The organism is Paenibacillus favisporus (assembly GCF_040545415.1).
Lineage (GTDB): Bacteria > Bacillota > Bacilli > Paenibacillales > Paenibacillaceae > Paenibacillus_AQ > Paenibacillus_AQ favisporus.
Genome location: NZ_JBEPLV010000008.1, coordinates 25,175 through 47,540, shown reverse-complemented (window position 1 = coordinate 47,540; position 22,366 = coordinate 25,175). Strand labels below are relative to the sequence as shown.

Here is a 22,366-nt window from a genome sequence, read left to right as displayed (position 1 = left end):
GCCAATAAATGATTCATAAGTCTTATTTCACCATTCCGATAGTTTATTAGAATAATAAGGAAGGAAAATTTATCTAATACGATTTAGGAGGTTATGAGATTCATGATCACAAGGAAATGGTTCACCTCCCTTCTGTTCAGCGCGGTGCTGTTGGCTGGTTCGGCCCAGGCGGCAGCGGCGGCAGAGGGTACGACCGGGAGCACCCCGGAGCCATCCGCCCCGCCCGGCAAGCATATTACGATTCTGCACACGAATGATATGCACGGCCGTGCGGTAGAAGCATCCCCTGAAATGGGATTTGCCAAGGTCACAGGAATCTTTAACCAATACCGCAGCAAAAATCCGGATACGCTCGTTCTTGATGCGGGTGATGCCGTACACGGTACGCCATTTGCCACGCTCGTTCAAGGCGAGAGCATCGTGAAGGTCATGAACGAAATGGGTTATGACGCCATGGTTCCGGGCAACCACGAATTCAACTACGGCTGGAAGCATCTCGTGGAACTCTCCAAGGAGTTGAAGTTCCCGATGCTGAGCGCGAACGTCATCCAGTCTGACGGCACTCCCCTCTTCAAGCCTTACATAATCAAGGAAGTCGACGGCGTCAAGTTCGGCATTATTGGCCTCAGCACGCCGGAGACCGCATATAAGACGAACCCGACTAACGTCACCGGGCTGAAGTTCGCCGATCCATCGGCCGAAGCCAAGAAATGGGTGAACGAAATCCGCGGGCAGGTCGACGTCGTTGTCGTAGTTGGCCACCTCGGTCAGGACAAGTCGAGTGTCGACACCAGCCTTAAGGTCGTTAAGGAAGTGCCCGGCATCGACATTTTCATCGACGGACACAGCCATACCGTTCTGGAAAACGGCCTGATGGCCGACAACAACACGCTGATCGCCAGCGCCGGCGAATACACGAAATATGTCGGCGTCGTCGATCTGTGGGTCGACAACCATAAAGTGGTGAAGAAAGAAGCCACGCTGATCGATGAGAAGGAAGCAGCCGATATCAAGGCCGACCCGAAGGTCGCCGATCTGGTTGCTTCCATCCAGAAGGAGCAGGAGCCGATTCTGAAGGAAAAAGTCGGCGAAACGCCTGTGAAGCTGGAGGGTTCCCGCGAGAAAGCTCGCACCGGCGAGACTAACCTCGGTGACCTGCTGGCCGATGCGATGCGCGATGTGAGCCAATCGGATGTGGCCATCACGAACGGCGGAGGCATCCGTGCGTCGATCGAAGCCGGCACAATCACCAAAGGCGACATCGTTACGGTTTTGCCATTCGGCAACCAAATCGTGCAGCTGAAGGTTAAAGGCTCTGATATTAAGGCGGCCCTCGAGAACGGCGTATCCGACTATCCGCAGTCCAAGGGAGGCTTCTCCCAGGTTTCCGGGGTGACGTTTAAGATTGATACGTCCAAGCCGAAAGGAAGCCGCGTTCACTCCGTGAAGATCGGCGATAAAGCGCTCGATCCGGACGCCACGTATTCGCTCGCGACCAATGACTTTATGGCTGTCGGCGGCGACGAATACACGATGTTCACGAAGTATCCGCAAGCCGGCATGTACGGCGCCCTGGACGAAGCCCTGATCAACTATATCCAGCAGGGCAAGCCGATTCCGGAAGGACCGGCCGGTCGGATTACCGAAGGACCTGCCCCTGCGGCAACGACAGCGCCGACACCGTCCGAACCAGCGCCAACGCCGGCCAAACCGGAAACGTCGGCGCCTTCGAAGCCGGCAGCGCCAGCCAAGCCGCAGCCTGAGGTCAAACCGGCTCCTGCTCCAGCCGCGAAGGTCTATATCGTCAAGAAAGGCGACACGCTGTACAGCATCTCGCTGAAATACGACACGACCTGGCAGACGTTGCGCGACCTGAATCATATCAAGAACGCCAACCGGATTTATCCCGGTCAGCAAATCAAGCTGCCTGCGTAACCTTGACGGCAACCTTAAGGAAGCTGCGAACTCGGGAATGAAGCCCAGCATCCGGCTTCCAAGCATCATCCATTCAAAGCACAAAATCCCCTTGCCCAGAACGGGCAAGGGGATTTTTTCAATGATCCTGTACCATTAGATATACCAGCTTGAATTACAGCATCTGCTCCTTAATATGCGTCTCCGCAAACTTCGGAGGATTGAACCAGTCGCCGCTCTGCGCCCATGTCGGATCCAGCGGCACCCACTTGTTCTTTTCAGGCAAATACACTTCATTCCAGGCATGCGGTCCATATCCGCCCTGGCCGTCATAGCCTTGGCCGGTGACCACCTTCACCTGCAGACCTTGGGACCGGGCCATCACTGCATACAGTCTGGCATAATCGATGCAGACACCCTTTTTCGTGTTGAACGTATCCTGCGGCGTCTGTTCATGCCAAATGCCCCGCTGCTCGTAATCATCGACCTTGCCGTAATCGTACTGCACCCGGGTGCCGACCCAGTCATACAATTTACGCGCCTTTTCCTCGTCGGTATCCGCGCCCTTGACGATCTCGGCAGCGGCTGCCTCGATATCCGAAGGAATCGCGTGGTCGATCACCTCGTATTTGCGCTGCATGATGCCGTTCAGCTCTTTTTCGACAGCTTTCGTGAATACCGGAAGCTTGTCTTTTACCAAGTGACCCGACAACGGCTCAATGACCCGCTGCGCCCCTTCTTTATAGATCGGCGACGCCTCCACGTATTGGGTAAACGAGGTGTGCGGATACAGCGATACGTACACGAACAGCAGCGCAACGACGACGATACACCGTCCTGCCCCGATCAAGAGGCCGATGCACGCACCGGCCAGACGGCTCAGCAGCGAAGCGGAGGACTTCCCGCCCGGGTTAAAGAGCGCGCTGCTCCCGCCGAAGATCAGCACCGTCAACCAACGGATCAGGAAACGGATGATGCTATAGCTCACGATAAAGATGACGGCGAACCGCATCAGCGGAAAATCAGCCATCGCCGTAATGAACGTATAGTAAATCTGCTCCCACATTTTCAAATCCCGGTTCGGGAGCTGGCTGGCATAATCGGCGAGCCATTCCTGAACTCTGGGTGATACCCACAAGGTAAAAGGAACCGCAAGCACCAGCCCCAGCAGAATAAAGACGCTTTCCCTCAGCAGGGACAGCAGCCTTCCCGCAGAGCGGGATGCGCCCCGGCTCCAGCCCTGAAGCAGGGATACCAGCAGGATCAGCAGCAGCAGGATGCTGATGATGTTAAATTCCTTAAGACTTTCTATCCATGATTGCAGCATAAGATGACCCCCTCCACGTTGGTGCATGGATTAAGTCCTTTATTTTCCATTTGAACCGCCCGCCTGGCTCTGGGATTCGGAGATAAACGATTTGACCGTGTCGTTGATTTTCCACTGCCCGAGGGGTACGCCGCGGAACGTGACATCCACTTTGTCGCTTCCCTTTGTTCCCTTCATTTCGAGGTTCGGCGTCGTGATCGTAAACGTTCCGTCCCCGTTGTCTGCATACTTGGCATCCTTGGCTTCCTTCATCATGACATCCATAGCTTCGTTCTTCAGCGTATCTACGGTCTCGTCCTTCACCGTCGTTACGACCTGATTGATCTGCTCCAGGGAAATGCCACTGTATACGACAAGCGCCAGCACGATGATGATGACGAGTGCCCATTTGACCATCGTCTTGACCAGATTCAGGACGATAAACAGCACGACAAGGGCAATCACAATCACCAGCCAGTTTTGCTGCAGAAAATCGGACCATACCTGCATATCCATTTCAAAAACACACTCCCATCGACCTGAAGGGCTTAAGCCACCCTATCAAGTGATTTAGAAACTTCCATTCGATTATACATGATCCGGACATCGGCTGTCAGCCAGCCCTTAGACGGGGCTTTCCGTCGTTCCCGGGGCGTAGGTGCCTCCAATATCAAGAAATCCACAACCTGCCCGGCATACAGCAGTCCAGTTTTACGTAACCTGCAAAGCTATCGATTTGCCCGTCCCAAAAAAGAGGGTCTAAGCCGCCAAGTAGAAACGTACACGTAGATTGATGAACGAATGGTTGTCTTATCCGTTGGCCAACCCCCGTTCCATATCGAACGTACAGATGATGAATCTGCGAAAAAGGAGCTGCTCACGTGAAAACTGCTATTTGGCTGTACATGTTTTTGTTTCTCGCCTTCTTCGACCTTCACGCCCAGTACCCCATACTCACGCCATTCGCGGTCTCCTTGGGAGCAGCGCCGGTCTTTATCGGGTGGATGATGGGCATTTACGCACTCACCCATTTGCCCGGCAATTTGATTGCAGGTACGGTCATCGACAAGCACGGCAGCCGGCGCTATATCATTTTCAGCCTCGTATCAGCCGGCATCGTCCTCCTGCTGCAGGCGCATGTGCAGTATCCTTGGCAGCTCCTGGTCCTGCGGTCCATCAGCGGCTTTGTGCTGGCCTTCTTGTCGCCGGCCTGCCTTGCCCTGCTTGCTTCCCTGTCCAAAAATGAGGTGACCCAGGGCAAATATATGTCCGGTCATGGCGTAGTGCATACCCTGGCCTCGGTCGTGTCGCCGGCTGCGGGAGCCTTTATCGTGGCCCATACCGGTTATTCGACAACGTTCCAGGGTCTCGGGTGGCTGCTGATTGCAACCGGCGTGATGGCGGTCTTCAGCGTCCCGAAACCGGTCAAGGCGATGACAGATGCCCGTGGCGGTAATGAAGAAGCTGCGCTGTCATCCCCTGCCCCCAGCGTATCCTGGCGCTATTTTATCCTCCCCTTTGTCGTTTCCTGTTCCCAAGGGATCCTGTTCTTCGAGCTGCCATTGCGCGATACCGGGGTGGAAGGCATTAAATCGACCGGAATCCTGTTTTCCGTCCTGAGCATCGGCGCCCTGGTTACGCTGAGCATGCTGTTTATCAACCGCTATTCACCCTACAAAAGGGTCATCGCAGGCGTTCTATTGATGGCTCTTTGCTTCTTTGGCATGGCCGCGTTTCCTCATGTGCCGCTGGTCGTTATCCTGTTTATTCTCGGTTCGGCAAAAGGCATCATCTTTCCTGGACTTGCCTCCATGTTTATCCAGCTCAGCGGCGGCAGCAAGCTTGGGAGGATCTTTTCCCTCCAGTCCATCGCCATGTCCATCGGCTCCTTCATCGGTCCGATCGCCGCAGGGCAGCTGAGAGGATCCGTGTCACCGTACTACATCGCTTTTGTCCTCCTCATGGCGGGACTTATGATGATCCCCATCAACCGCAAGGGATCTGCGCTTCATCCCCATATGAACGAGAATCCAGTGTAGACATAAGCCTAAAAATCAAGAGATAGGCCCCTGCACAATAATTCCTGCACTCACCCACATAAGATGGATTGTGTTAACCGACCAGGCAAGAAAGAGGGGTGATCTCGATGGGTTTGTATTCTCACTGCGGCTGTGGTCCTGTAGTAGCACCGGTGGCCGCACCTGCAACCAAGGTAGCTCCCGTAGCGGCAGCTCCGTGTGTGCCTTACAGTAACGTAGGCGTCGTACTGGTACTGTTTATCCTGCTTGTCATCATTTTGCGTGCATTCTGGTGCTAGAACGACGATCTTCCCATATTAAACGGTCTGTCTACCCTGCTGGACAGATCGTTTTACTTTTTTTTGCATGGCTTGCCGAAAACAAGCTACACTAGAATTACCCGGACCTAAGCTTCAACATTTCCCGGGGAATTTCGAGACAAATATCCTTCTCTTAGTCCGAGGTGAGCCATCATGCCGATCTATATTATTGTCGAGGGAAAAAACGACCGCAGTAAGGTCCGCCGCCTGCTGGATCCCGAAATTCAAATTGTGTGCACGTACGGAACGTTAAACACGACAAGGCTCGAGTCTTTGCGCAAAGAAATTAAGGACAGCGAGGTTTATCTGTTTATGGACAACGACAGCTCCGGGAAAAGGATTCGCGGCGTTCTCCGGGATGCCTTCCCGGATGCAGGCCACATCTACACAAGACGGGGATACCGGGGCGTTGAGGGCACGCCGGATGAATATATCATTTCCCAGCTGGAAAAAGCGGGGCTTGAGGAATTTATCGTTTATCCCGATTCCTACACCGTATGGTCCAAAGATTAAAGCAAAACAGCCCCACGAAGTGGAGCTTATGCTTCGATGCCGATTCCAGGTACTTTGCGGGGAGCCCGATACAAGGAAACTGCTCCGCAAACGCTAAAGTTGGTACTTTCTTATCTCTCACAAAAAAAGGCGCCTACCCATCCGGAGCATGCCGGGGATCGTGGCGCCTTCCTGTTTGATTATTCCTTGGCCAACGCCTCAACGTCCTTGGCAAGGGATTCTGCCGTAACTTCATCCGTATTGTTGGCGTTATACAGCTTGCGGACCTGATTGTCCCGGTCGACAAGGGCGATAATGTTGGCATGGGAGAAGTTGTCCTTGTTGTCTCCCATAATGGCGATTTTGAACGACTTTTCGGCCAGATCGCGGATCTGCTGATCTTCGCCTCTCAGGAAGTACCAGCCGTTGTAATCGACATTGAACTTGTCCCCGAACTCTTTGATCTTCTCCCGGGTATCAACCTTCGGATCGAAGGAGATCGAGACGAACTCAGCGTCTTTGCCGAAGGTTCCGTCCTTGACGAGCTGCTTCTGCGTCTGCGACAGCATGAAGGTCGTTACCGGGCATACATCCGGGCAGCTGGTGTAGAAGAAGTAGAACAATCTGACCTTGCCTTTGGTATCGTCCAGGCTTACCGTTTTGCCATCCACATTTTCAAACGAAAAATCTCCGACCTGGCTGATGACCGGCAGCTTCTCTTTGCCGAATCCCATGGCGTTATATACCAGGTACCCTGCTCCAATCACAATCACCACCAGCAAAATCCATGTCCATTTGTAGCGCTTCAACATCGAATTCGTTCCCCTCTCCCTAATCACGATTCCTGCTGTCCCTTATGCCGGCGGACATCTTGATGCCGCCCTGCCTCCCCAGGACTACAGGCAGTAGTTTGTTATGTAACACCGACGCGGGAACATCCGTCCTGGAGGCCGGGTGACCCGCTTGTGCCCGGGTGAACAGGCTTTCATTTCTTCCTTTTAAAAGAATCCCATGATTCCATGGGATTCTGGGTAAGAACTTAGTGAGTTGTGTTCAAAATCATTGCGATCAAGCTCAAGGTCAAGTAATTTATTGAGAAGAAGAACGTTTTCTTAGCCCATGCTTCATCGTCTTTGGCGGTAAATCCCTTCATGCCATAGTACAGCCAGATCAGGGACAGCAAGAGCGAAATGATCATGAAGTAAATGCCCACATAGCCGTATGCATACATTAATACCGGTACCGGAACCAGCAATACCAGGTAAGGAATACATTGAATCTTGGTACGCTTAACGCCTTTGACGACCGGCAGCAGCGGGAATCCCGCCACTCTGTATTCTTCGACACGCCGGATGGCTAGAGCCCAGAAGTGAGGCGGCTGCCACAAGAACAGCATCGCAAACAGCAGAACAGCGCCCATATCTACCGTACCCGTTACGGCAACATAACCGATTACCGGCGGCATAGCCCCGGAAATCGCGCCGACGGAAGTACTCCAGGTGGACGTCCGTTTCAGCCACATCGTATAAACGACTCCATAGACGAACATACCGATAACTCCGAAGATGCCGGCCATAACCCCTGAAAAAATAAAAAGGTCAGCGAGTCCCAGCACACCTAGAATAAAGGCATACCAGAGTACAACTGCTGGCTTTATGCGGCCGGCCGGAAGCGTACGTTTACGCGTCCGTTCCATCTTCATATCCAGTTCACGATCATAATAATTGTTATAGACACAGGCGGAAGCCATAACCAGCATGGTTCCTAGTAGAGTCAGAATCATCTTGCCTATATGAATATCCCATTGGGATGCGACCCAGAAACCTGCAAATGCAGCAATTAAGTTAGACCGGAGAATACCGGGTTTAGTTAATGTGATAAAATCTTTCCAAGTTGCCGATGGATTGGGTGGCGTTTGATTGATGGAAAGCGCTGCGGAATCCGAAGGAGCTTGGTAAGTCAAGTGATTATCCACGCCTTAAGATCCTCCTTAGTTCTGTCATTATGGAGGAACTTGCCCTCCGCTATAAAGTTTATCATATCAAAAGGTAAAAGTGTTTGACAATCCTCTCCAAAATCATTCACCATTTTGACAATTTAGTGACACGTATTAGCGACACGTAATAGTATGGTCAAACACTAATAAATTCATCCAATATTGGGTAGTAACTATATTGAGGCATTCTGCCGGAAAGGAAATCAGCTTCCGGGTTTGTTACAATAGAATAAAGAACAACAAGAAGGAGACATGGTAAATGGATACTGCCACACATTTTGTGATTGGACTCAGCCTGGCCGGTCTCGCCTACGTCGATCCGGCGGTTGCCGCGAGTCCCACGCTTGCCGCCGCAGTGCTGCTGGGCACTGTCATCGGTTCGCAGGCTCCGGATTTCGACGGCCTGCTGCGGTTCAAAAGCAATGCCCTTTATGTTAAGAATCACCGGGGAATTACTCATTCCCTGCCGTTTCTCGTCATCTGGACCGCTCTGATCAGCGGAATCCTGTCCCTTCTGTTCAGCGGTGTCCCATCCGGGCATATCGTGCTCTGGACCGGCATCGCCGTCTGTCTGCACGTGTTCAGCGATTTGTTCAACACGTACGGAACCCAGGCCTTCAGGCCCGTGACGGAAAAGTGGATTTCGTGGAACATCATTCATATTTTTGACCCGTTTATTTTCACGCTGCACGCCCTGGCCGTTCTGCTTTGGAGTACGGGAGCGGTACATCCTGCACCGCTGTTCACTATCGTATATATCCTGACGGTGTTTTATTATATATGGCGGACCGGCGCCCATTCGATGCGCACCCGGGAAGTGATGCGGCTGGATGAGAGCCGTAAGCCGGGAGAACGTTACTTCGTCATTCCGACCATTTCCTATAATAAGTGGCATGTCGTCAAATCCCATCCGGACGGCAGCTATCAGATCGGCGTACTGAACGGGCATACCCTCGAATGGAGAAAGCATGCCGTCACCGAATCCCATCCGGCGGTCGAGCATTCGCGGAAGCATCCCGATGTGGAAGCCTTCCTGTACTTCTCCTCCTTCGCGGTGGCCGAAGTCGAGCCGCTGCCCTGGGGCTATGTGGTCCGCTGGGCGGATGTGCGCTACCGCCACCGGAGACAGTATCCGTTCGTCGCTGTGCTCGTAATGGATAAAAATTATCAGCCGATCAATACTTACGTTGGCTGGCTGAGCTCCAAAAAAATGAACAAGCGGCTCTCCATCAATTCAGGCTGAGTGCCGCGGAGATGCATAATAAAAAGGGATCTGCGAAAAAATTCCGCAGATCCCTTTTTTACGGTAACGCCTTTTATCCTTCCGTCGTAAAGTTTTTCAGCAGCCCCGCTTGTTCGGAAATAGCCTGCCTCTTGACGGATGCTGCCGGATAAGAGAGAATCACGGTAGTTGCAAGACAAAGACCGAAGCACCTGTCGGCGCTCCGGACCCGAAATACTTTCCTGTATGGAACTATCTGCCTTGGCCGGAAAGTTGCTGCTCAGCCAATTGAACCAGACGTTTCGTAATGTATCCCCCGAGAGAACCGGTTTCACGGGAAGTGTAGTTGCCCATGTATCCGTCTTGCGGCATTTGAACGCCGAGCTCCTGAGCCGCTTCCATTTTCAATTGCTGCAGTGCAGCGTTTGCTTGAGGTACCACCAGATTGTTGGAACGAGATCTAGCCATAATAAGAGTCTCCCTTCAATTCTGCGTCTTATTGAAATGCAAGCTTGCAAGCTTAGTATGGCTCGCAGCGACACAGTTATACAAGAAAGTTTCTATATATGAAATGGAGGTTTTTGCCAATGAGTAAAGGCTTGTCTTTATGGTTTGCTGCCTCGTCCATCCTGCTTCTGATGGCATGCGCCGTCTCCATCAGCTATAACGGCTGGGTAGCCGTGCTGCTCGGCATTCTCGCAATTCTCAATATCGGGTGGGGCTTTGTGGTCAAAGCCCGCAAGAACCGGCTTCAGCAGCCCGGCAACCAGTAATGCGCTAGGCATTGCTGCCGCCAGGGAAGTTATTTCTTGGCCGGGAGAAATCCCATTCTTTCTTTGACTTCGGCCACGGTGCGGGATGCCTTCTCCATGGCTTTGTCTGCGCCCTGCGCCAATATATCATGAATTTGACCGGACTTGCGGATTTCGTCATATTTTTGCTGAAGCGGCTCGAGCGTCGCTACGATGACTTCTCCCAGGTCCTTTTTAAATCCGCCGTACATTTGACCTTCGTATTTATCTTGAATTTCCTGCAGCGACATGCCGGAGCATTGCGAGTAAATACTCATCAAATTGCTGATTTCCGGTTTTTCATCCGGTGCATAGCGGATTTCTTTCCCCGAATCGGTCGTGGCCCGGCTGATCTTTTTGCGGATGACATCCGGCGGATCCAAGAGGGCGATATAGCTTCCCGGGTTCGGATTGCTTTTGCTCATTTTTTTCGAAGCGTCGTCCAGCGACATAATCCGCGCGCCCACTTTGGGGATGTACGGTTCCGGAATGGTAAAATAGTCGCCAAAGCGGTGATTAAAGCGTCCCGCCAGGTCGCGGGCAAGCTCCAAGTGCTGCTTCTGGTCTTCGCCTACGGGAACCAGATCCGCATTGTACACCAGAATGTCTGCCGCCATCAGTGCGGGATAGACAAACAATCCGGCGCCTACGGAGTCCTTGCCGGCCGATTTGTCTTTAAACTGGGTCATACGTTCAAGCTCGCCCATCGAGGTGAGCGTCGTCAGCAGCCATCCGAGCTCGGCATGCGGCGGAACATGCGATTGCATATACACGTTCGCCTTATTTGGATCAATGCCCGCTGCGATGAACAAGGCGGCTACCGCCTCGGACTGCTCCCGAAGCGCCTCGGGTTCCTGCGGTACCGTAATCGCGTGAAGATCGACGACCATAAAATTGCACTGATAGTCGTTCTGCAGTTTTACAAAATTTTTCATGGCTCCGATATAGTTGCCGAGCGTCAGTTTGCCGCTGGGTTGAATGCCGGAAAGTACGGTTTTCATCAACAATCCCTCCAACTTTAAAAATGGTAAAAAACAAAAAAGGCCCCACGCCCGCAAGGGACGTGAGACCGTGGTGCCACCCTTATTTGCTGCAGGCCGCCCATGTGGAAGCGACAACTGTCAGCCTTTCTGCTTCCGTAACGTGGAATCGCCGGCCGGTCTACGCAGGAAGTCATGGTTGCTTCCGTTCAACGCGGCACTCAAGGGTCCATTCGGCAAAATCGGCTCCACCGGTTCGCATCAACCACCGGCTTTCTGAAGGTTACGCCGTCTTTGCTTACTTGTCCCTGTCATCGTGTTTACATAATCATTGAAAGCCTTTTGCAATGCCTATGATAAAGCTCAGATCGTCGAATTGTCAAACCCCTTTTTTTACGAAACGCCATCAAATCTGTTATGATATGGGTTAGATATTTGAAGGCTAAATGAATTTAGAGGAAAAAGGAGCAACGATATGAAACAAGTGACCAAAGGGCAATGGAACGGATACGATACCTATATCCTGCATAGCCGTGAGCTTGAAGTCACACTGCTGCCATCGCTTGGAAACAATGTCATTTCCATTTTGGACCATACCCTAAATCGGCAGGTCGTTCGGAGACCTGATGACAACGATCTGGAATTCTACCTGCAAAAACCTTACCATTTTGGCATGCCGATGCTGATTCCCCCGGGACGGATCCGCGGCGGCCATTTTGAATACGAAGGCAGATCGTATCAGTTCGACCGGAACACTGCCGGAGACAACCATATTCACGGGCTCCACCGGACGCAGTCCTGGAGAGTCAGCGATATCGAAGAAGACGAAGAAGGCTGTGCAGTGACCTCGGAGTTCCTGACCTCAGACGATCCACACTGGATGGAGCAGTTTCCCGCACCGCTGAAGCTGGAAATGACGCTTCGCCTTCAAGGGTCCAAACTGACCCAACACTTAAAGGTTACCCACCTGGGGGACCATCCGATACCTTTCGGCATCGGTTTTCATACATGGTTTTTGCTTGACGGGCAGCCGGGAGAGTGGACGCTTACCCTGCCTGTAAGCGCGGAATATGCGCTGGATAAGGATTTAATTACGACCGGCGAGCTCCTCCCGCTCGGACCGCTCGATCAGCTCAATCAAGGACTCAATCTGGCCGGGACCAACTTCGACACGCCGCTCCGGATCGGGGAAGGACAGCCTGCGGAAGCCCTGCTGATGCGCAGTGACGGGTACGGACTGAAGTATTCTGCGGATCCGAAGTACTATAAGCATTGGGTCCTTTATACGAAAGGCGAAGCGGACGAATTTTTATGCATCGAGCCATATACCTGGCTGCCGGATGCGCCCAATCTTGCCGCGGGACCGGACCTGACGGGACTGATCCGGATCGAGCCGAAGGCATCGGTCGAGATGGACCTGACGCTGGACATGATCTATCCTTCTGAAGACCATTAAGCCGACTCCTTAGAATCAGGCATAGGAAAACGCGGATTTTCAAATTTACAAATAACAGGGCTGCATGCTGCTTGAAGCGTGCGGCCCTTTTTGCGTTATCCTCTATTTACCAATTTATATCTCCATTCTTACTGCATGTTTTCAAATCTTTCGCACCATAATAACTCCATAAAGTTCAAAGGAGGTGACAAACATGGGTATGGGTCAAGGTCAAAACCAAGGACGCGGAAGCCGCTCGAACAACCTGGTGGTTCCACAAGCTAACGCTGCTCTTCAACAACTGAAACTTGAAGCTGCACAAGAGCTTGGCGTTCAAATGCCACAAGACGGATACATGGGCAACTACACTTCCCGTGAGACTGGTTCTTTGGGAGGTTACATCACAAAACGTCTGGTACAACTGGCAGAGCAGCAATTATCGGGTCGTTCCGGCCAATAATCTGCATTTGTATACGTTGATATCATGATGAGCCGGGCCCGGCGCGAGCCGTCCCCGCCTACAAAAGGCAGCCTCTGGATTATTCCAAGGGCTGCCTTTTTCTAATTATAGAATTTATAAAATTTTCAGCGTAGCTAACCATTCGATCATCGCAAGAAAAACTACCGCTAAGCCTGGGTCTGTCGTCTGTGCTAATCAAACTATTCGGATATTCATGGATAACGTCATACTACAAAAAGCAAGAAGGGATGATAAAATAAGTCCACGACGAGCTACGACAATTCTGTTACTGTTTCAGGATATGTATGTCTCGGATACCGGATCATCAGGTTAGCCATGTTATAGTTGGATTCCAAGATGGCATCCACCGCAATGAGCCCCTGCCGGATCGTAAATTCGTAGCTGATTTCACCGTGAGTCCAGTGGCGCTTGTATTTTAAACTTTCTAAAGCCATGAGACGAAAAGACGAGTACTGTACTGGAGTCAGTCCGGAATCCTGGGAATGAATTTCCCCGTTCCGTCCTTCCAGCGGATGATGCCGGATACCAAATTTACCAATGACATTATTTCGTATTTGCACAAACACCGTGCCGGATGATAGTCCTGACAGCTCTTCTTCCAGTTCCTTAAACACTAAATCCAATTGCCTTGCCAAAGATAACTGCTCGGTTTTGATCATCTTTTTCCCCCTCTCCAAAATTCGCCAAAACTCATAGGGCTTATGACTCATTATAAGACAGCATGTAGTATCATACAACAACATCAAACATAATTGGGTAATAATTCCTATTATTTTCGTTAAAGCAATTTTATTTTCGGCAATAAATCGCTATTTTTCTGGTTATTTTGACAAAATGTGATTTCCTCAAGGATATTCCAAGAACAGCACGAAAAACCACGAATCAACTCCAATGAACGCTACCCTAAATCTGTTTCGATGGTCCCCTCTCCCTAAAAACAGTCGGCTTATAGTGACTATTCCGGGCTAACGCGAAACCTGAAAAGAAAAAAGCCCGAGGGCATTTGAGATCCCCCAGGCTGACGCTACTCCCTGTTATCATCGACAGACACCCTTAGTGCTTCGGGTCCGGTCGGGACCCGGCTTCCGCCCTTAGGTTCCAGACTAATCACAATTTGGTCCGGGTCCATGGTCCCGTATCCGTAATAATAACCTTTACCCTCGGCCTTACCCGTCATCAGCATGCCCATGCTGACCGACCGCTGCTCATGCTGCAGCCATACCTGGTAGGCCTTTTCCTCCGGTGGCTGAAGACCTTCGATCACGATCAGCATCTCACCCGAATCCCGGTCGATCCACACGCCTCCCGATCCGTGGAGCGGCGGAAGCGGCGGAATCCGGTACTGATCGTAATTGGCCGACTGCATAACAGCGATTTTGGATGTAAACGCTTGATCGATAGAATCGGCGGACGGCATCTCCCGATGCTTGAAGGAGAACAGTCCGGCAACGACGCAGCCTGCAACAACCGCTGCCGCTGCGGCAGGTACAAGGTAACGCCGCCGGCGGACAAATCCTTTTTCCAGGGAACGGAGCCGGGCCAGAAGCCGCATTTTGCGGCCAAGACTGGCGGACGGGCCAGGAGCTGCGGAAGAGGCCGCGAACGGGCCAGCTAAGTCGCTGGAGGCCTGCCAATCCGTCTCTGATGCGGTTTTCTCTTCGGCACCCACGGCCCGTATCGGCGACCCGGGCTGCGGTGTGCTCAACGCTGCAGCGGTTGGCTGGCTCTCCAAAGCCGAGGCTGGCTCGCTCATTACCGAGCCGACCAGCTCAACAGATTGCATCACCGTCTCCCACTCGGCAAGGCGCTCCCTGCAGTGGGGACAAGCGGCGGTATGCTCCTCGACGAGGAGACGCTCCGGCTCTTCCAGCTGTTTCATCGCGTAATCGACCAGCTTTTCCTCGGGCAGCTCAGCACAGCCTTCAGGATTATTGCTCCCATTTTCCCGAATGGACAACCGCATGCGGTTCACCTCCCTCGCCGGCCTGGGTAACCTGGCCCTGTTCCAATCTGCTGCGCAAATTCCGGATGCCGTAGCGGATCAGCGACTTCACGGTTCCGACCGGCTTCTGCATCTTCTCAGCCAGCTCGCGGTGCGTCAGCTCCATCATATAGCTCCCGTAGAGCGCCATTCGCTGCATGGGCGGGATGCTGCGCAGCGCCGCCCTCACCTGCTCCTGATCCAGATGCCGGAACGCCTCGAGCTCCGCCGATTCCAGCGTCCGCTGCCAGCGCATAACGGCCGACTCTTCCTGCGTCCGCTGCAGGGCGGCCATCCGCTGCTTTTGCCGGAGGCGGTCCATGGCCCTGCTTCGGACACGAACCGCCAGCCACGCTTCCACGCTGCCCCTTTCGGGATCGTAGTGCCCCGCTTTTTCCATCACTTCGATAAAAATTTCCTGACAGACATCTTCCGCTTCCACCCGGTCCTTCATCCAGTATTCCGCAAGCCGGTAAACCATCGGAGCAAACGCATCATAGAACCGGTCGAAAGCCGGAGCCGAGCCCTCTGCAATTTCCTTCAACCACGCTTCAGGACGGTCCTGCATGATGGAGTATCCCCCCTTATTCTCTTCATTCCCTTGATCCGGCCTGCCCCCTGCACCCAAGGTCCCGAAGAGAGCGCTGGCCGCCATTTTTACAGCAACATTCTAGCAAAAGAATTTCGCGTTCGGACTCCCCTCTTCCGTGATTTTATCCCTTTTTAAGCAAATTTTTATCTTCTTTTAATCTTCCGGTAAATCCGGTGGCGGCCCTTCATTCGTATTCCAGATGATCACCAACACACTTGAGGAGGGTTCTGTTTCATGACACGTTTCTTGAGGATCATCACACATGCCGGCCTGGCGCTGATGCTCTGCATCGGCTTCCTGATCGCCAGCACGGGAAGTCCGGTCCATGCAGCCGGAGGTCTGACGCTGTACACTACCTACACTTCCATTTCCGTGCCTCCCGGAGAATCGCTGAATTACAGCGTGGAGCTGAAAAACAACTCCGGCAGCGTTATTACAGCCCCGATATCCGTTACCGATCTGCCCGAAGGCTGGACGGCTAAAATTTCCGGCGGCGGCTGGGACCTGAACGAAATTTCGGTCATGCCGGATTCATCGCAAACAATCTCCCTGGACGTGACGGTTCCAATGCAAATCGACAAGGGAACCTATCGCTTTACGCTGTCGGCGGGCAGCCTCGCGTCTCTGCCCCTTTCGGTCAACATCACGGAAAAGGGCACGTATCAAACCGAACTGACGACCGATCAGGCCAACCTGGAGGGACACTCCGACGCGACCTTTACCTATTCGGTGAGCCTGTCCAACCGCACCGCCGAAAAGCAGACGTATGCGTTAACCGCCCAGGCTGAGAAGGGATGGGACGTAACATTTACGGCCGACAGCAAACAGGTCTCTTCCGTCGAAGTGGACCCGGGGGCTGACAAATCCATTACCGTTGATGTAAAGCCGGCTGAAAACGTGACGCAGGGTACCTTTAAAATACCGATCCGCGCTTCCAACCAGACAACGAATTCCGAGTTGGAGCTCGAAGCCGTCATTACCGGCAAGTACAGCATGGAACTGACGACGCCAAGCGGATTGTTAAGCACCGACATTAAGGCAGGCGGAGATAAAACCGTTGAGCTGCTGGTCAAAAATACCGGTACCGCCGACCTGACCAACATCAACTTCACCTCCACGGCGCCAACCAACTGGGAAGTCAGCTTTAATCCCAAAACGGTCGATAAGCTCGCCGCCGGCAAGTCCACCACGGTGGAAGCCAAATTGACCGCAAGCGACAAAGCCATCGCCGGGGACTATGTGACCGATATTACCGCCCAGGCCGCGGAATCTTCATCCAACGCCTCTTTCCGGGTCGCTGTCAAAGGCTCCGTCCTGTGGGGCTGGATCGGCGTGCTAATCATCCTGGTCATTTTGGGCGGCATCTATGTACTCATTCGTAAATACGGGAGGAGATAACGTTGGCGGAGACAGTCATCGACATTCAGCAGTTGACCAAAAGCTACGGCACCCATAAAGCCGTGGACCATCTGTCCCTTCAAATCCGCCGCGGGGAAATCTTCGGCCTGCTCGGCCCAAACGGCGCAGGCAAATCGACCACCATTCTGATGCTTCTCGGCCTGAGCGAACCGGACGGCGGAAGCATCAATGTGCTGGGGCTGGATCCGACGCGGCGGCCGATTGAAGTCAAACGCCGCGTCGGTTACCTGCCGGACGACGTCGGTTTTTACGAAGACTGGACCGGCCTCGAGAACTTAAAGCTGACCGCCCGCCTTAACGGCATTTCCGACAAAGAGGCGGAGGATCGTTCGCTCTATCTGCTGAAGGAGGTAGGGCTGCAGGATGCCGCCCATAAGAAGGCCGGGAATTACTCCCGCGGTATGCGGCAGCGGCTCGGACTCGCGGACGTTCTGATCAAGCGGCCGGAAATCATCATCCTCGATGAGCCGACGCTCGGCATCGACCCTAAAGGGATTGATGAGCTCCTCGGCCTGATCCACGGCCTCAGCCGGGACCAGGGCTTGACGGTGCTCCTCTCCTCGCACCAGCTTCACCAGGTACAGCAAATCTGTGACCGCGTCGGTCTGTTCGTCAGCGGCAGGCTGCTGGCCGAAGGAAACCTGGAGACGCTGTCCCGCGTCCTGCTGACCGACACGCCGCTCTTGATCACCGCCGAGGTGGACCGGGCGGATGATGCGCTGCTGGCTGACCTTCAGAGCGTGGAAGGGGTCAGCTCCGTCCGGATCGCGAGCGGGGATCAGGACTCGATGAGGCCGGCGGAGGACCGGACGCGCCTGGAGATCGGCGTCAATGCCGACTGCAGTCCGGAGATCGCCCGGACGGTCGTCGCGTCGGGAGCGGCCCTTTACGGGCTGCAGCGCAAGGAATACGGCCTGGATGAAATCTACCGGCGATATTTTGCGGGAGGTGAGGAACTTGGAAGCAAGCGTTCTAAAAGAGCAGCTAAATAAAGCCTGGGACACGGTCAGCTCCCCATTTAAGGACGGCATCGGCCGGCTGCGGGGCACTGTTCCCTCCGACCGGGAGCGGTTCAGCCGGGCGAATGCGAACCCGGCGGCATTCCGCGTCCTGGTGCGCAAGGAAATTTCCGATCATGTCCGGAGCTGGCGCTTCCTGCTGCTCCTGGCGATCATCTTCCTGACCTGCGTCGCCTCGCTGTATACGGCGCTGAACAGCCTGCAGGACGCTATCAAATCCACGGACGGCTACAGCGATTTCGTCATCCTGAAGCTGTTCACCACCTCCGACGGCACCCTGCCGTCGTTTATCGGATTCATCGGCTTCCTGGGCCCGCTGCTTGGCATCGGCCTCGGCTTCGACGCCGTCAACAGCGAGCGGAACAAAGGCACCCTGAGCCGCATCATGGCGCAGCCGATTCACCGTGACGATTTGCTGAACGCCAAATTTATCGCGTCGCTCACCATCATCGGCTTCATGTTTCTCTCCCTCGGGCTGCTCGTGCTGGCCCTCGGTTTTCTGATCGTAGGACTGCCGCCGTCATTCGAGGAGCTGCTGAGAATCCTCAGCTTCCTTGTCGTCACGATCGTCTATATCGGATTCTGGCTGAACTTATCCATCCTGTTCTCGGTTAAATTCCGCCAGCCTGCCACATCGGCGCTGTCAGGCATCGCCGTCTGGCTGTTCTTCAGCTTCTTTTACGATATGATCCTGAATTTGATCTCCTCGGGCCTTGCGCCTAACAGCGACACGGCTTCGGTCGACGACATGGTCCACCATGTCAGCTTTATGCTCGGACTGAGCCGGATTTCACCGTATACGCTGTTCAATGAGGCGACCTCGACGCTGCTGATGCCGACGGTGCGTACACTGGGTCCGCTCACGACGGAGCAGGCCTACGGCGCGATTGACAGCCCGCTCCCCTTCGGGCAGAGCCTGCTGCTGATCTGGCCGCAGGTCACCGGGCTGATCGCCCTGACGCTGGCCTGCTTTGCGATCTCCTACGTCATGTTCCTGCGTCAGGAAATCCGCGGACGTTCCTAACCTATGCCCCGCTTGATGCACTTTACGGAGGATGGACATCTGACAAAGCGATTCCATGTTGCTTTTCCAGCCGCATAAGAGTGCATTTAGCGGCGCCTTCTTACGATGCGATATAACAAGTCCGTGTCTCCCAAACTAATGTATCATCAAAAAAGCAGTCCCTTTGAGGCGTAACGAACCCCAAGGGACTGCTTTTTTGTGTGGCGTGATCGATTACACTTATCCGAACCCTCCGGCTGGATTACACCAGATGGTCGGTCATGGCCAGGAACTGCTTGACATCCTCTGCCGTCAGATCCGCCGCACTCTGCCAGAAATCGCGGCCCGTCAAATCGGCGTTCAGGTGCTTCTTCGCCAGCTCCTCCACCGTCATGACGCCGGTATCGCGCAGCAGGGCGTCGTATTTATCGGCAAAGCCCGCGCCTTCTTGCAGCGCGCGTGCATAGATGCCGGTGCTGAACATGTAGCCGAAAGTATACGGGAAGTTATAGAACGGCACACCCGTAATATAAAAATGCAGCTTCGACGCCCAGAAATGCGGATGGTAAGACGACAGGGCGTCGCAGTACGCTTCCTTCTGCGCTTCTTCCATCAGCGTATTCAGCTCCTGAACGCTGAGCAGACCGCTCTTCCGTTTCTCATAGAACCGGGTCTCGAAGAGGAAGCGCGCATGGATGTTCATGTAGAATGCGACGCTCCGCTGGATTTTGTCTTCAAGCAGCGCCAGCTGCTCCTGCTCATCGGCAGCCGATTTCACCATCGCGTCCGATACGATCATCTCCGCGAAGGTAGAAGCCGTCTCGGCAACGTTCATTGCATACCGCTGGTTCAAAATCGGCAGCTCGTTCATCAGGTGCTGGTGATAGCCGTGTCCTAGCTCATGCGCCAGCGTCGAGACGTTCGAAGCGGTTCCGCTGAACGTCATGAAGATCCGCGTCTCCTTGCTGAGCTTCAGCGAGGTGCAGAACCCGCCAGGACGCTTGCCAGGACGGTCTTCCGCCTCGATCCAGGACTTGTCGAAGGCCATCTCGGCAAAATCAGCCATGCGCGGGCTGAACTTGCGGAATTGCTCCACGATCGTTTCCGCCGCTTCCTGGTAAGAAATCGTGCCCGAAGACTTGCTGATCGGCGCTTCTACATCCACCCAGCTCAGACGGTCCTGGCCGAGCAGCTTGGCCTTGCGCTCCATATACTGCAGCAGCATCTGCTTGTTGTCCTGGATGACATTCCACATGGCGTCCAGCGTCTCACGCGACATGCGGTTGATTTCAAGCGGCTCCTTCAGCACTTCCTCCCAGCCGCGGCGTCCGTACAGCTTCAGGCGGAATCCGCCGAGGTGATTCAGCGTATCCCCGCAGAAGTCGGCTTTGTCCGACCATGCCTGTTCCCACTTCACGAACATCGACTCGCGGGTCTCCTTGTCCGGACTGTCCAGCTTATTGGCCGCCTGCCCGGCCGACAGCGACACGGTCTCGCCGTTTTCCTCAAACGGAATTTGGATATGGCTGACGATCGTATCATACATGCTGCTCCAGCCATGATAACCGTCGATGGCCAAATCGAGCGCGAGGCTCTCCATGTCCGGGCTCATCATTTCGCGGGCTTGATCGCGGCTCTCACTAAGGACGAAGGCCAGCTGCCGCACCTGATCCCGGCCGATCCACTGCGCGAACGTCTCGTCATCGGTCGAGCGGAGAATGTGGTCAAAGTCGGTCATAATTCCACTAATGAGCGCCCGAAGGGTCGCCAGGCGGCCGCCCAGTTGAACGGCCTTCTTATCCTGCTGGTTCTGTGCCTGCAGGCAGCTGACAAACGCGCTGGCTTCGGAGAGGCGGGCAATAGTGCCCTGCAGCGCTTCAATAAACCCGTCAAACGACTCGGTCTCTTTTGGGCTCGCCGGCGCCTTGGCTGCCTTGATTTCGCCCTGAAGGCTCTTCAGATCCTGTTCCAGGGAGTGAAGGAAGGTATCGAACTCGGCGGAAGCGGAGCCGCCCGGAAATACGGATTCAAGATTCCAAGTTAATTTCAGGTCTTTGTTCATGTTCGAATCACCTTTCTCATCATCATTTTTATTTTATTTGATTGGCCTCATGGTAAGGTGTATAACTATAAAGACGAAACCCTTATGTTTCTGCCCGGCAAAACGGGCTTATTCATACAGAGGAGGGATACTCACCATGAGACCATTGCAAATTTCACCGGAGACCGCCGTGAAACTATCCGAGAAGCTGGGGGTTCCCCTGGAACACCTGATGCACATGCCGCAGCATATCCTGCTGCAGAAGCTGGCGGAGCTCGCCAAGGAAGAGGCCGGCAAGCAGGACTGCGATGAAGGAACCAAATCATGATTCCGTTCTCCAGAACCTGGCCTTATGACAAAGTGATGGGCGATATCTATGTACATGAATGTCCGTTCTGCGGAACGAACAATGTGAGGCTGCCCCTTAAGCCGGCTGAGCTTCGCAGTATTCATGAAGGAAAGAAAAAGCTGCTCGTCTTTCCTTGCTGCAACAACAGACTCCATATCATTGACACGGACAACGATTATTTGCTGTTCGACCAGGATATTCGCTGATCGAACCAGCTGATCTGCTCCGGAAAGAAAACACGCAAAGGCATGCCGTGATGAACACGGTCTCCTTGGCGTGTTTTTACGTTCAGGCGGGATTCATCTCGCCCGGCAGCTCCATTCGCTTGTCCAGCATCTCTTGCCGCAGCACGCCCCACTGCTCGCGTGAAGCGTGGATCATGGCTGAATCCACGATATGTTTATCATTGATGACTCTGGAGAACCACTTGACCGCCTGATGGTAATCGCCTGTCCGGCGGTGCAGTTCCCCAATCAAATATAGCAAGCGCGCGTTGTTCGCTCCTACGCCTTCCAGCTCATACACCCGGATATAAGAATCCAGGCAGTATTTCAGAAAGCGCTGCTCCTGCTCCTCGTCACCCTTATACCGGTAGAGCCAGGCAATATGGTGCAGAAGGCTTGCGATAATCCGATCCTTCTCTCCAATCGTCTGCGCGCACAGCAAGGCGAGCTTGTAGGTCTCAAGTGCAATTTCCCAATCCCGGTGTCCGCTGTAGTCCCGCTCGATCCAGCGCTTGCCGATTTTCTCGGCGAACTGCTTTTTCTGCACATCGCTCAGCCGTTCCGTTGAATGCTCCGTAGACGCAAAACCGCACTTCGGGCATACCCTGACCACATAATAGTCGGGATTCTCGTTGTTATAATAAGCACAAAAATCCGCATCCGTACGCACGGCCTTCTTAAAGCTCGGACGCACCCGTGACGTGGAAAATTGATGCTCGCAATTACAGCATACTACATTAATGGAGTAAAGAGGTTCCAATGCCACATCCATACATTCCTTTC

Annotated in this window: 23 protein-coding genes and 1 pseudogene; 13 read left to right on the top strand and 11 right to left on the bottom strand. The window is 53.7% G+C overall.

The features are described 5' to 3' along the window. Positions 1-102 precede the first annotated feature (102 nt). Positions 103-1,935 (top strand): 5'-nucleotidase C-terminal domain-containing protein, encoded by a 1,833-nt coding sequence (locus tag ABID47_RS28770; protein WP_354502051.1) that lies wholly within the window; start codon positions 103-105, stop codon positions 1,933-1,935. Between the two features lie 154 nt (positions 1,936-2,089). Here the strand turns inward: ABID47_RS28770 and ABID47_RS28765 are convergent, their stop codons facing one another. Further along, entirely contained in the window at positions 2,090-3,241 is a 1,152-nt protein-coding gene (locus tag ABID47_RS28765; protein ID WP_089549894.1) for a transglutaminase domain-containing protein, read from the bottom strand. A 39-nt stretch (positions 3,242-3,280) separates the two neighbouring features. Next, complete coding sequence (locus ABID47_RS28760) at positions 3,281-3,736, bottom strand: hypothetical protein (protein ID WP_076175110.1); 456 nt, start codon at positions 3,734-3,736, stop codon at positions 3,281-3,283. Between the two features lie 365 nt (positions 3,737-4,101). Between ABID47_RS28760 and ABID47_RS28755 the strand changes: the two genes are divergently transcribed. The 3 genes from ABID47_RS28755 (at position 4,102) to ABID47_RS28745 (ending at position 6,071) form a co-directional block, all read left to right on the top strand. Continuing rightward, positions 4,102-5,259, top strand: a complete 1,158-nt coding sequence (locus ABID47_RS28755; protein ID WP_145026218.1) for an MFS transporter — start codon at positions 4,102-4,104, stop codon at positions 5,257-5,259. Between the two features lie 107 nt (positions 5,260-5,366). Next, positions 5,367-5,537, top strand: a complete 171-nt coding sequence (locus ABID47_RS28750; protein ID WP_163882325.1) for a hypothetical protein — start codon at positions 5,367-5,369, stop codon at positions 5,535-5,537. Between the two features lie 174 nt (positions 5,538-5,711). Next, complete coding sequence (locus tag ABID47_RS28745; protein WP_076175114.1) at positions 5,712-6,071, top strand: toprim domain-containing protein; 360 nt, start codon at positions 5,712-5,714, stop codon at positions 6,069-6,071. Between the two features lie 179 nt (positions 6,072-6,250). Here the strand turns inward: ABID47_RS28745 and ABID47_RS28740 are convergent, their stop codons facing one another. Then, positions 6,251-6,862, bottom strand: coding sequence for an SCO family protein (locus tag ABID47_RS28740; protein ID WP_076175116.1), 612 nt, complete (start codon positions 6,860-6,862; stop codon positions 6,251-6,253). Between the two features lie 227 nt (positions 6,863-7,089). After that, complete coding sequence (gene cyoE / locus ABID47_RS28735; RefSeq protein WP_116231830.1) at positions 7,090-8,025, bottom strand: heme o synthase; 936 nt, start codon at positions 8,023-8,025, stop codon at positions 7,090-7,092. A 280-nt stretch (positions 8,026-8,305) separates the two neighbouring features. Between cyoE and ABID47_RS28730 the strand changes: the two genes are divergently transcribed. Then, entirely contained in the window at positions 8,306-9,289 is a 984-nt protein-coding gene (locus ABID47_RS28730) for a metal-dependent hydrolase (RefSeq protein ID WP_354502044.1), read from the top strand. A 231-nt stretch (positions 9,290-9,520) separates the two neighbouring features. On the opposite strand, the gene ABID47_RS28725 is transcribed toward ABID47_RS28730, so the two are convergent. After that, positions 9,521-9,736: an alpha/beta-type small acid-soluble spore protein gene (locus ABID47_RS28725; protein WP_076175122.1), complete on the bottom strand. Its 216-nt coding sequence runs from the start codon at positions 9,734-9,736 to the stop codon at positions 9,521-9,523. Between the two features lie 119 nt (positions 9,737-9,855). Here ABID47_RS28725 and ABID47_RS28720 point away from each other — a divergent pair, with 119 nt between their 5' ends. Then, entirely contained in the window at positions 9,856-10,041 is a 186-nt protein-coding gene (locus tag ABID47_RS28720; protein WP_116231828.1) for a hypothetical protein, read from the top strand. A 29-nt stretch (positions 10,042-10,070) separates the two neighbouring features. Here the strand turns inward: ABID47_RS28720 and trpS are convergent, their stop codons facing one another. After that, the gene (gene trpS, locus ABID47_RS28715) at positions 10,071-11,060 is read right to left on the bottom strand and encodes a tryptophan--tRNA ligase (RefSeq protein ID WP_145946614.1); all 990 of its coding nucleotides are present in this window, start codon (positions 11,058-11,060) and stop codon (positions 10,071-10,073) included. A gap of 454 nt (positions 11,061-11,514) precedes the next feature. Here trpS and ABID47_RS28710 point away from each other — a divergent pair, with 454 nt between their 5' ends. Next, positions 11,515-12,495 carry an aldose 1-epimerase gene (locus ABID47_RS28710; protein ID WP_116231826.1) on the top strand — a complete coding sequence of 327 codons (981 nt, stop codon included), beginning with the start codon at positions 11,515-11,517 and terminating at the stop codon, positions 12,493-12,495. A 199-nt stretch (positions 12,496-12,694) separates the two neighbouring features. Further along, positions 12,695-12,934 (top strand): alpha/beta-type small acid-soluble spore protein, encoded by a 240-nt coding sequence (locus tag ABID47_RS28705; RefSeq protein ID WP_076175232.1) that lies wholly within the window; start codon positions 12,695-12,697, stop codon positions 12,932-12,934. 272 nt (positions 12,935-13,206) lie between these two features. Here ABID47_RS28705 and ABID47_RS28700 read toward each other — a convergent pair whose 3' ends face one another. The 3 genes from ABID47_RS28700 to ABID47_RS28690 form a co-directional block, all read right to left on the bottom strand. After that, positions 13,207-13,614, bottom strand: coding sequence for an O-methyltransferase (locus ABID47_RS28700; RefSeq protein ID WP_076175130.1), 408 nt, complete (start codon positions 13,612-13,614; stop codon positions 13,207-13,209). Between the two features lie 365 nt (positions 13,615-13,979). Beyond that, a complete protein-coding gene (locus ABID47_RS28695; RefSeq protein ID WP_354502039.1) occupies positions 13,980-14,918 on the bottom strand; it encodes an anti-sigma factor in 939 nt (312 codons plus the stop codon). Beyond that, positions 14,884-15,504, bottom strand: a complete 621-nt coding sequence (locus ABID47_RS28690; protein ID WP_076175134.1) for an RNA polymerase sigma factor — start codon at positions 15,502-15,504, stop codon at positions 14,884-14,886. The genes ABID47_RS28695 and ABID47_RS28690 overlap by 35 nt, the downstream gene beginning before the upstream one ends. 258 nt (positions 15,505-15,762) lie before the next feature. Here ABID47_RS28690 and ABID47_RS28685 point away from each other — a divergent pair, with 258 nt between their 5' ends. From ABID47_RS28685 to ABID47_RS28675, 3 genes and pseudogenes are all read left to right on the top strand, one after another. Beyond that, on the top strand, positions 15,763-16,926 hold the full coding sequence (locus ABID47_RS28685; protein ID WP_354502036.1) for a COG1470 family protein: 1,164 nt from the start codon (positions 15,763-15,765) through the stop codon (positions 16,924-16,926). Between the two features lie 59 nt (positions 16,927-16,985). Then, positions 16,986-17,939, top strand: a pseudogene (locus ABID47_RS28680) (ABC transporter ATP-binding protein); the annotation flags it as partial. Further along, entirely contained in the window at positions 17,905-18,990 is a 1,086-nt protein-coding gene (locus tag ABID47_RS28675; protein ID WP_435530682.1) for an ABC transporter permease, read from the top strand. The pseudogene ABID47_RS28680 and the gene ABID47_RS28675, both read left to right, overlap by 35 nt. A gap of 241 nt (positions 18,991-19,231) precedes the next feature. Here ABID47_RS28675 and ABID47_RS28670 read toward each other — a convergent pair whose 3' ends face one another. After that, on the bottom strand, positions 19,232-21,031 hold the full coding sequence (locus ABID47_RS28670) for a M3 family oligoendopeptidase (protein WP_354502031.1): 1,800 nt from the start codon (positions 21,029-21,031) through the stop codon (positions 19,232-19,234). Between the two features lie 136 nt (positions 21,032-21,167). On the opposite strand from ABID47_RS28670, the gene ABID47_RS28665 reads away from it, so the two are divergent. Together ABID47_RS28665 and ABID47_RS28660 are read left to right on the top strand one after the other, a co-directional pair. Continuing rightward, positions 21,168-21,338 carry a YycC family protein gene (locus tag ABID47_RS28665; protein WP_354502028.1) on the top strand — a complete coding sequence of 57 codons (171 nt, stop codon included), beginning with the start codon at positions 21,168-21,170 and terminating at the stop codon, positions 21,336-21,338. Beyond that, positions 21,335-21,565, top strand: coding sequence for a hypothetical protein (locus ABID47_RS28660; protein WP_076175144.1), 231 nt, complete (start codon positions 21,335-21,337; stop codon positions 21,563-21,565). The genes ABID47_RS28665 and ABID47_RS28660 overlap by 4 nt, the downstream gene beginning before the upstream one ends. 82 nt (positions 21,566-21,647) lie before the next feature. Here ABID47_RS28660 and ABID47_RS28655 read toward each other — a convergent pair whose 3' ends face one another. Continuing rightward, positions 21,648-22,349, bottom strand: coding sequence for a DUF2225 domain-containing protein (locus tag ABID47_RS28655; RefSeq protein ID WP_212970519.1), 702 nt, complete (start codon positions 22,347-22,349; stop codon positions 21,648-21,650). Positions 22,350-22,366 lie beyond the last annotated feature (17 nt).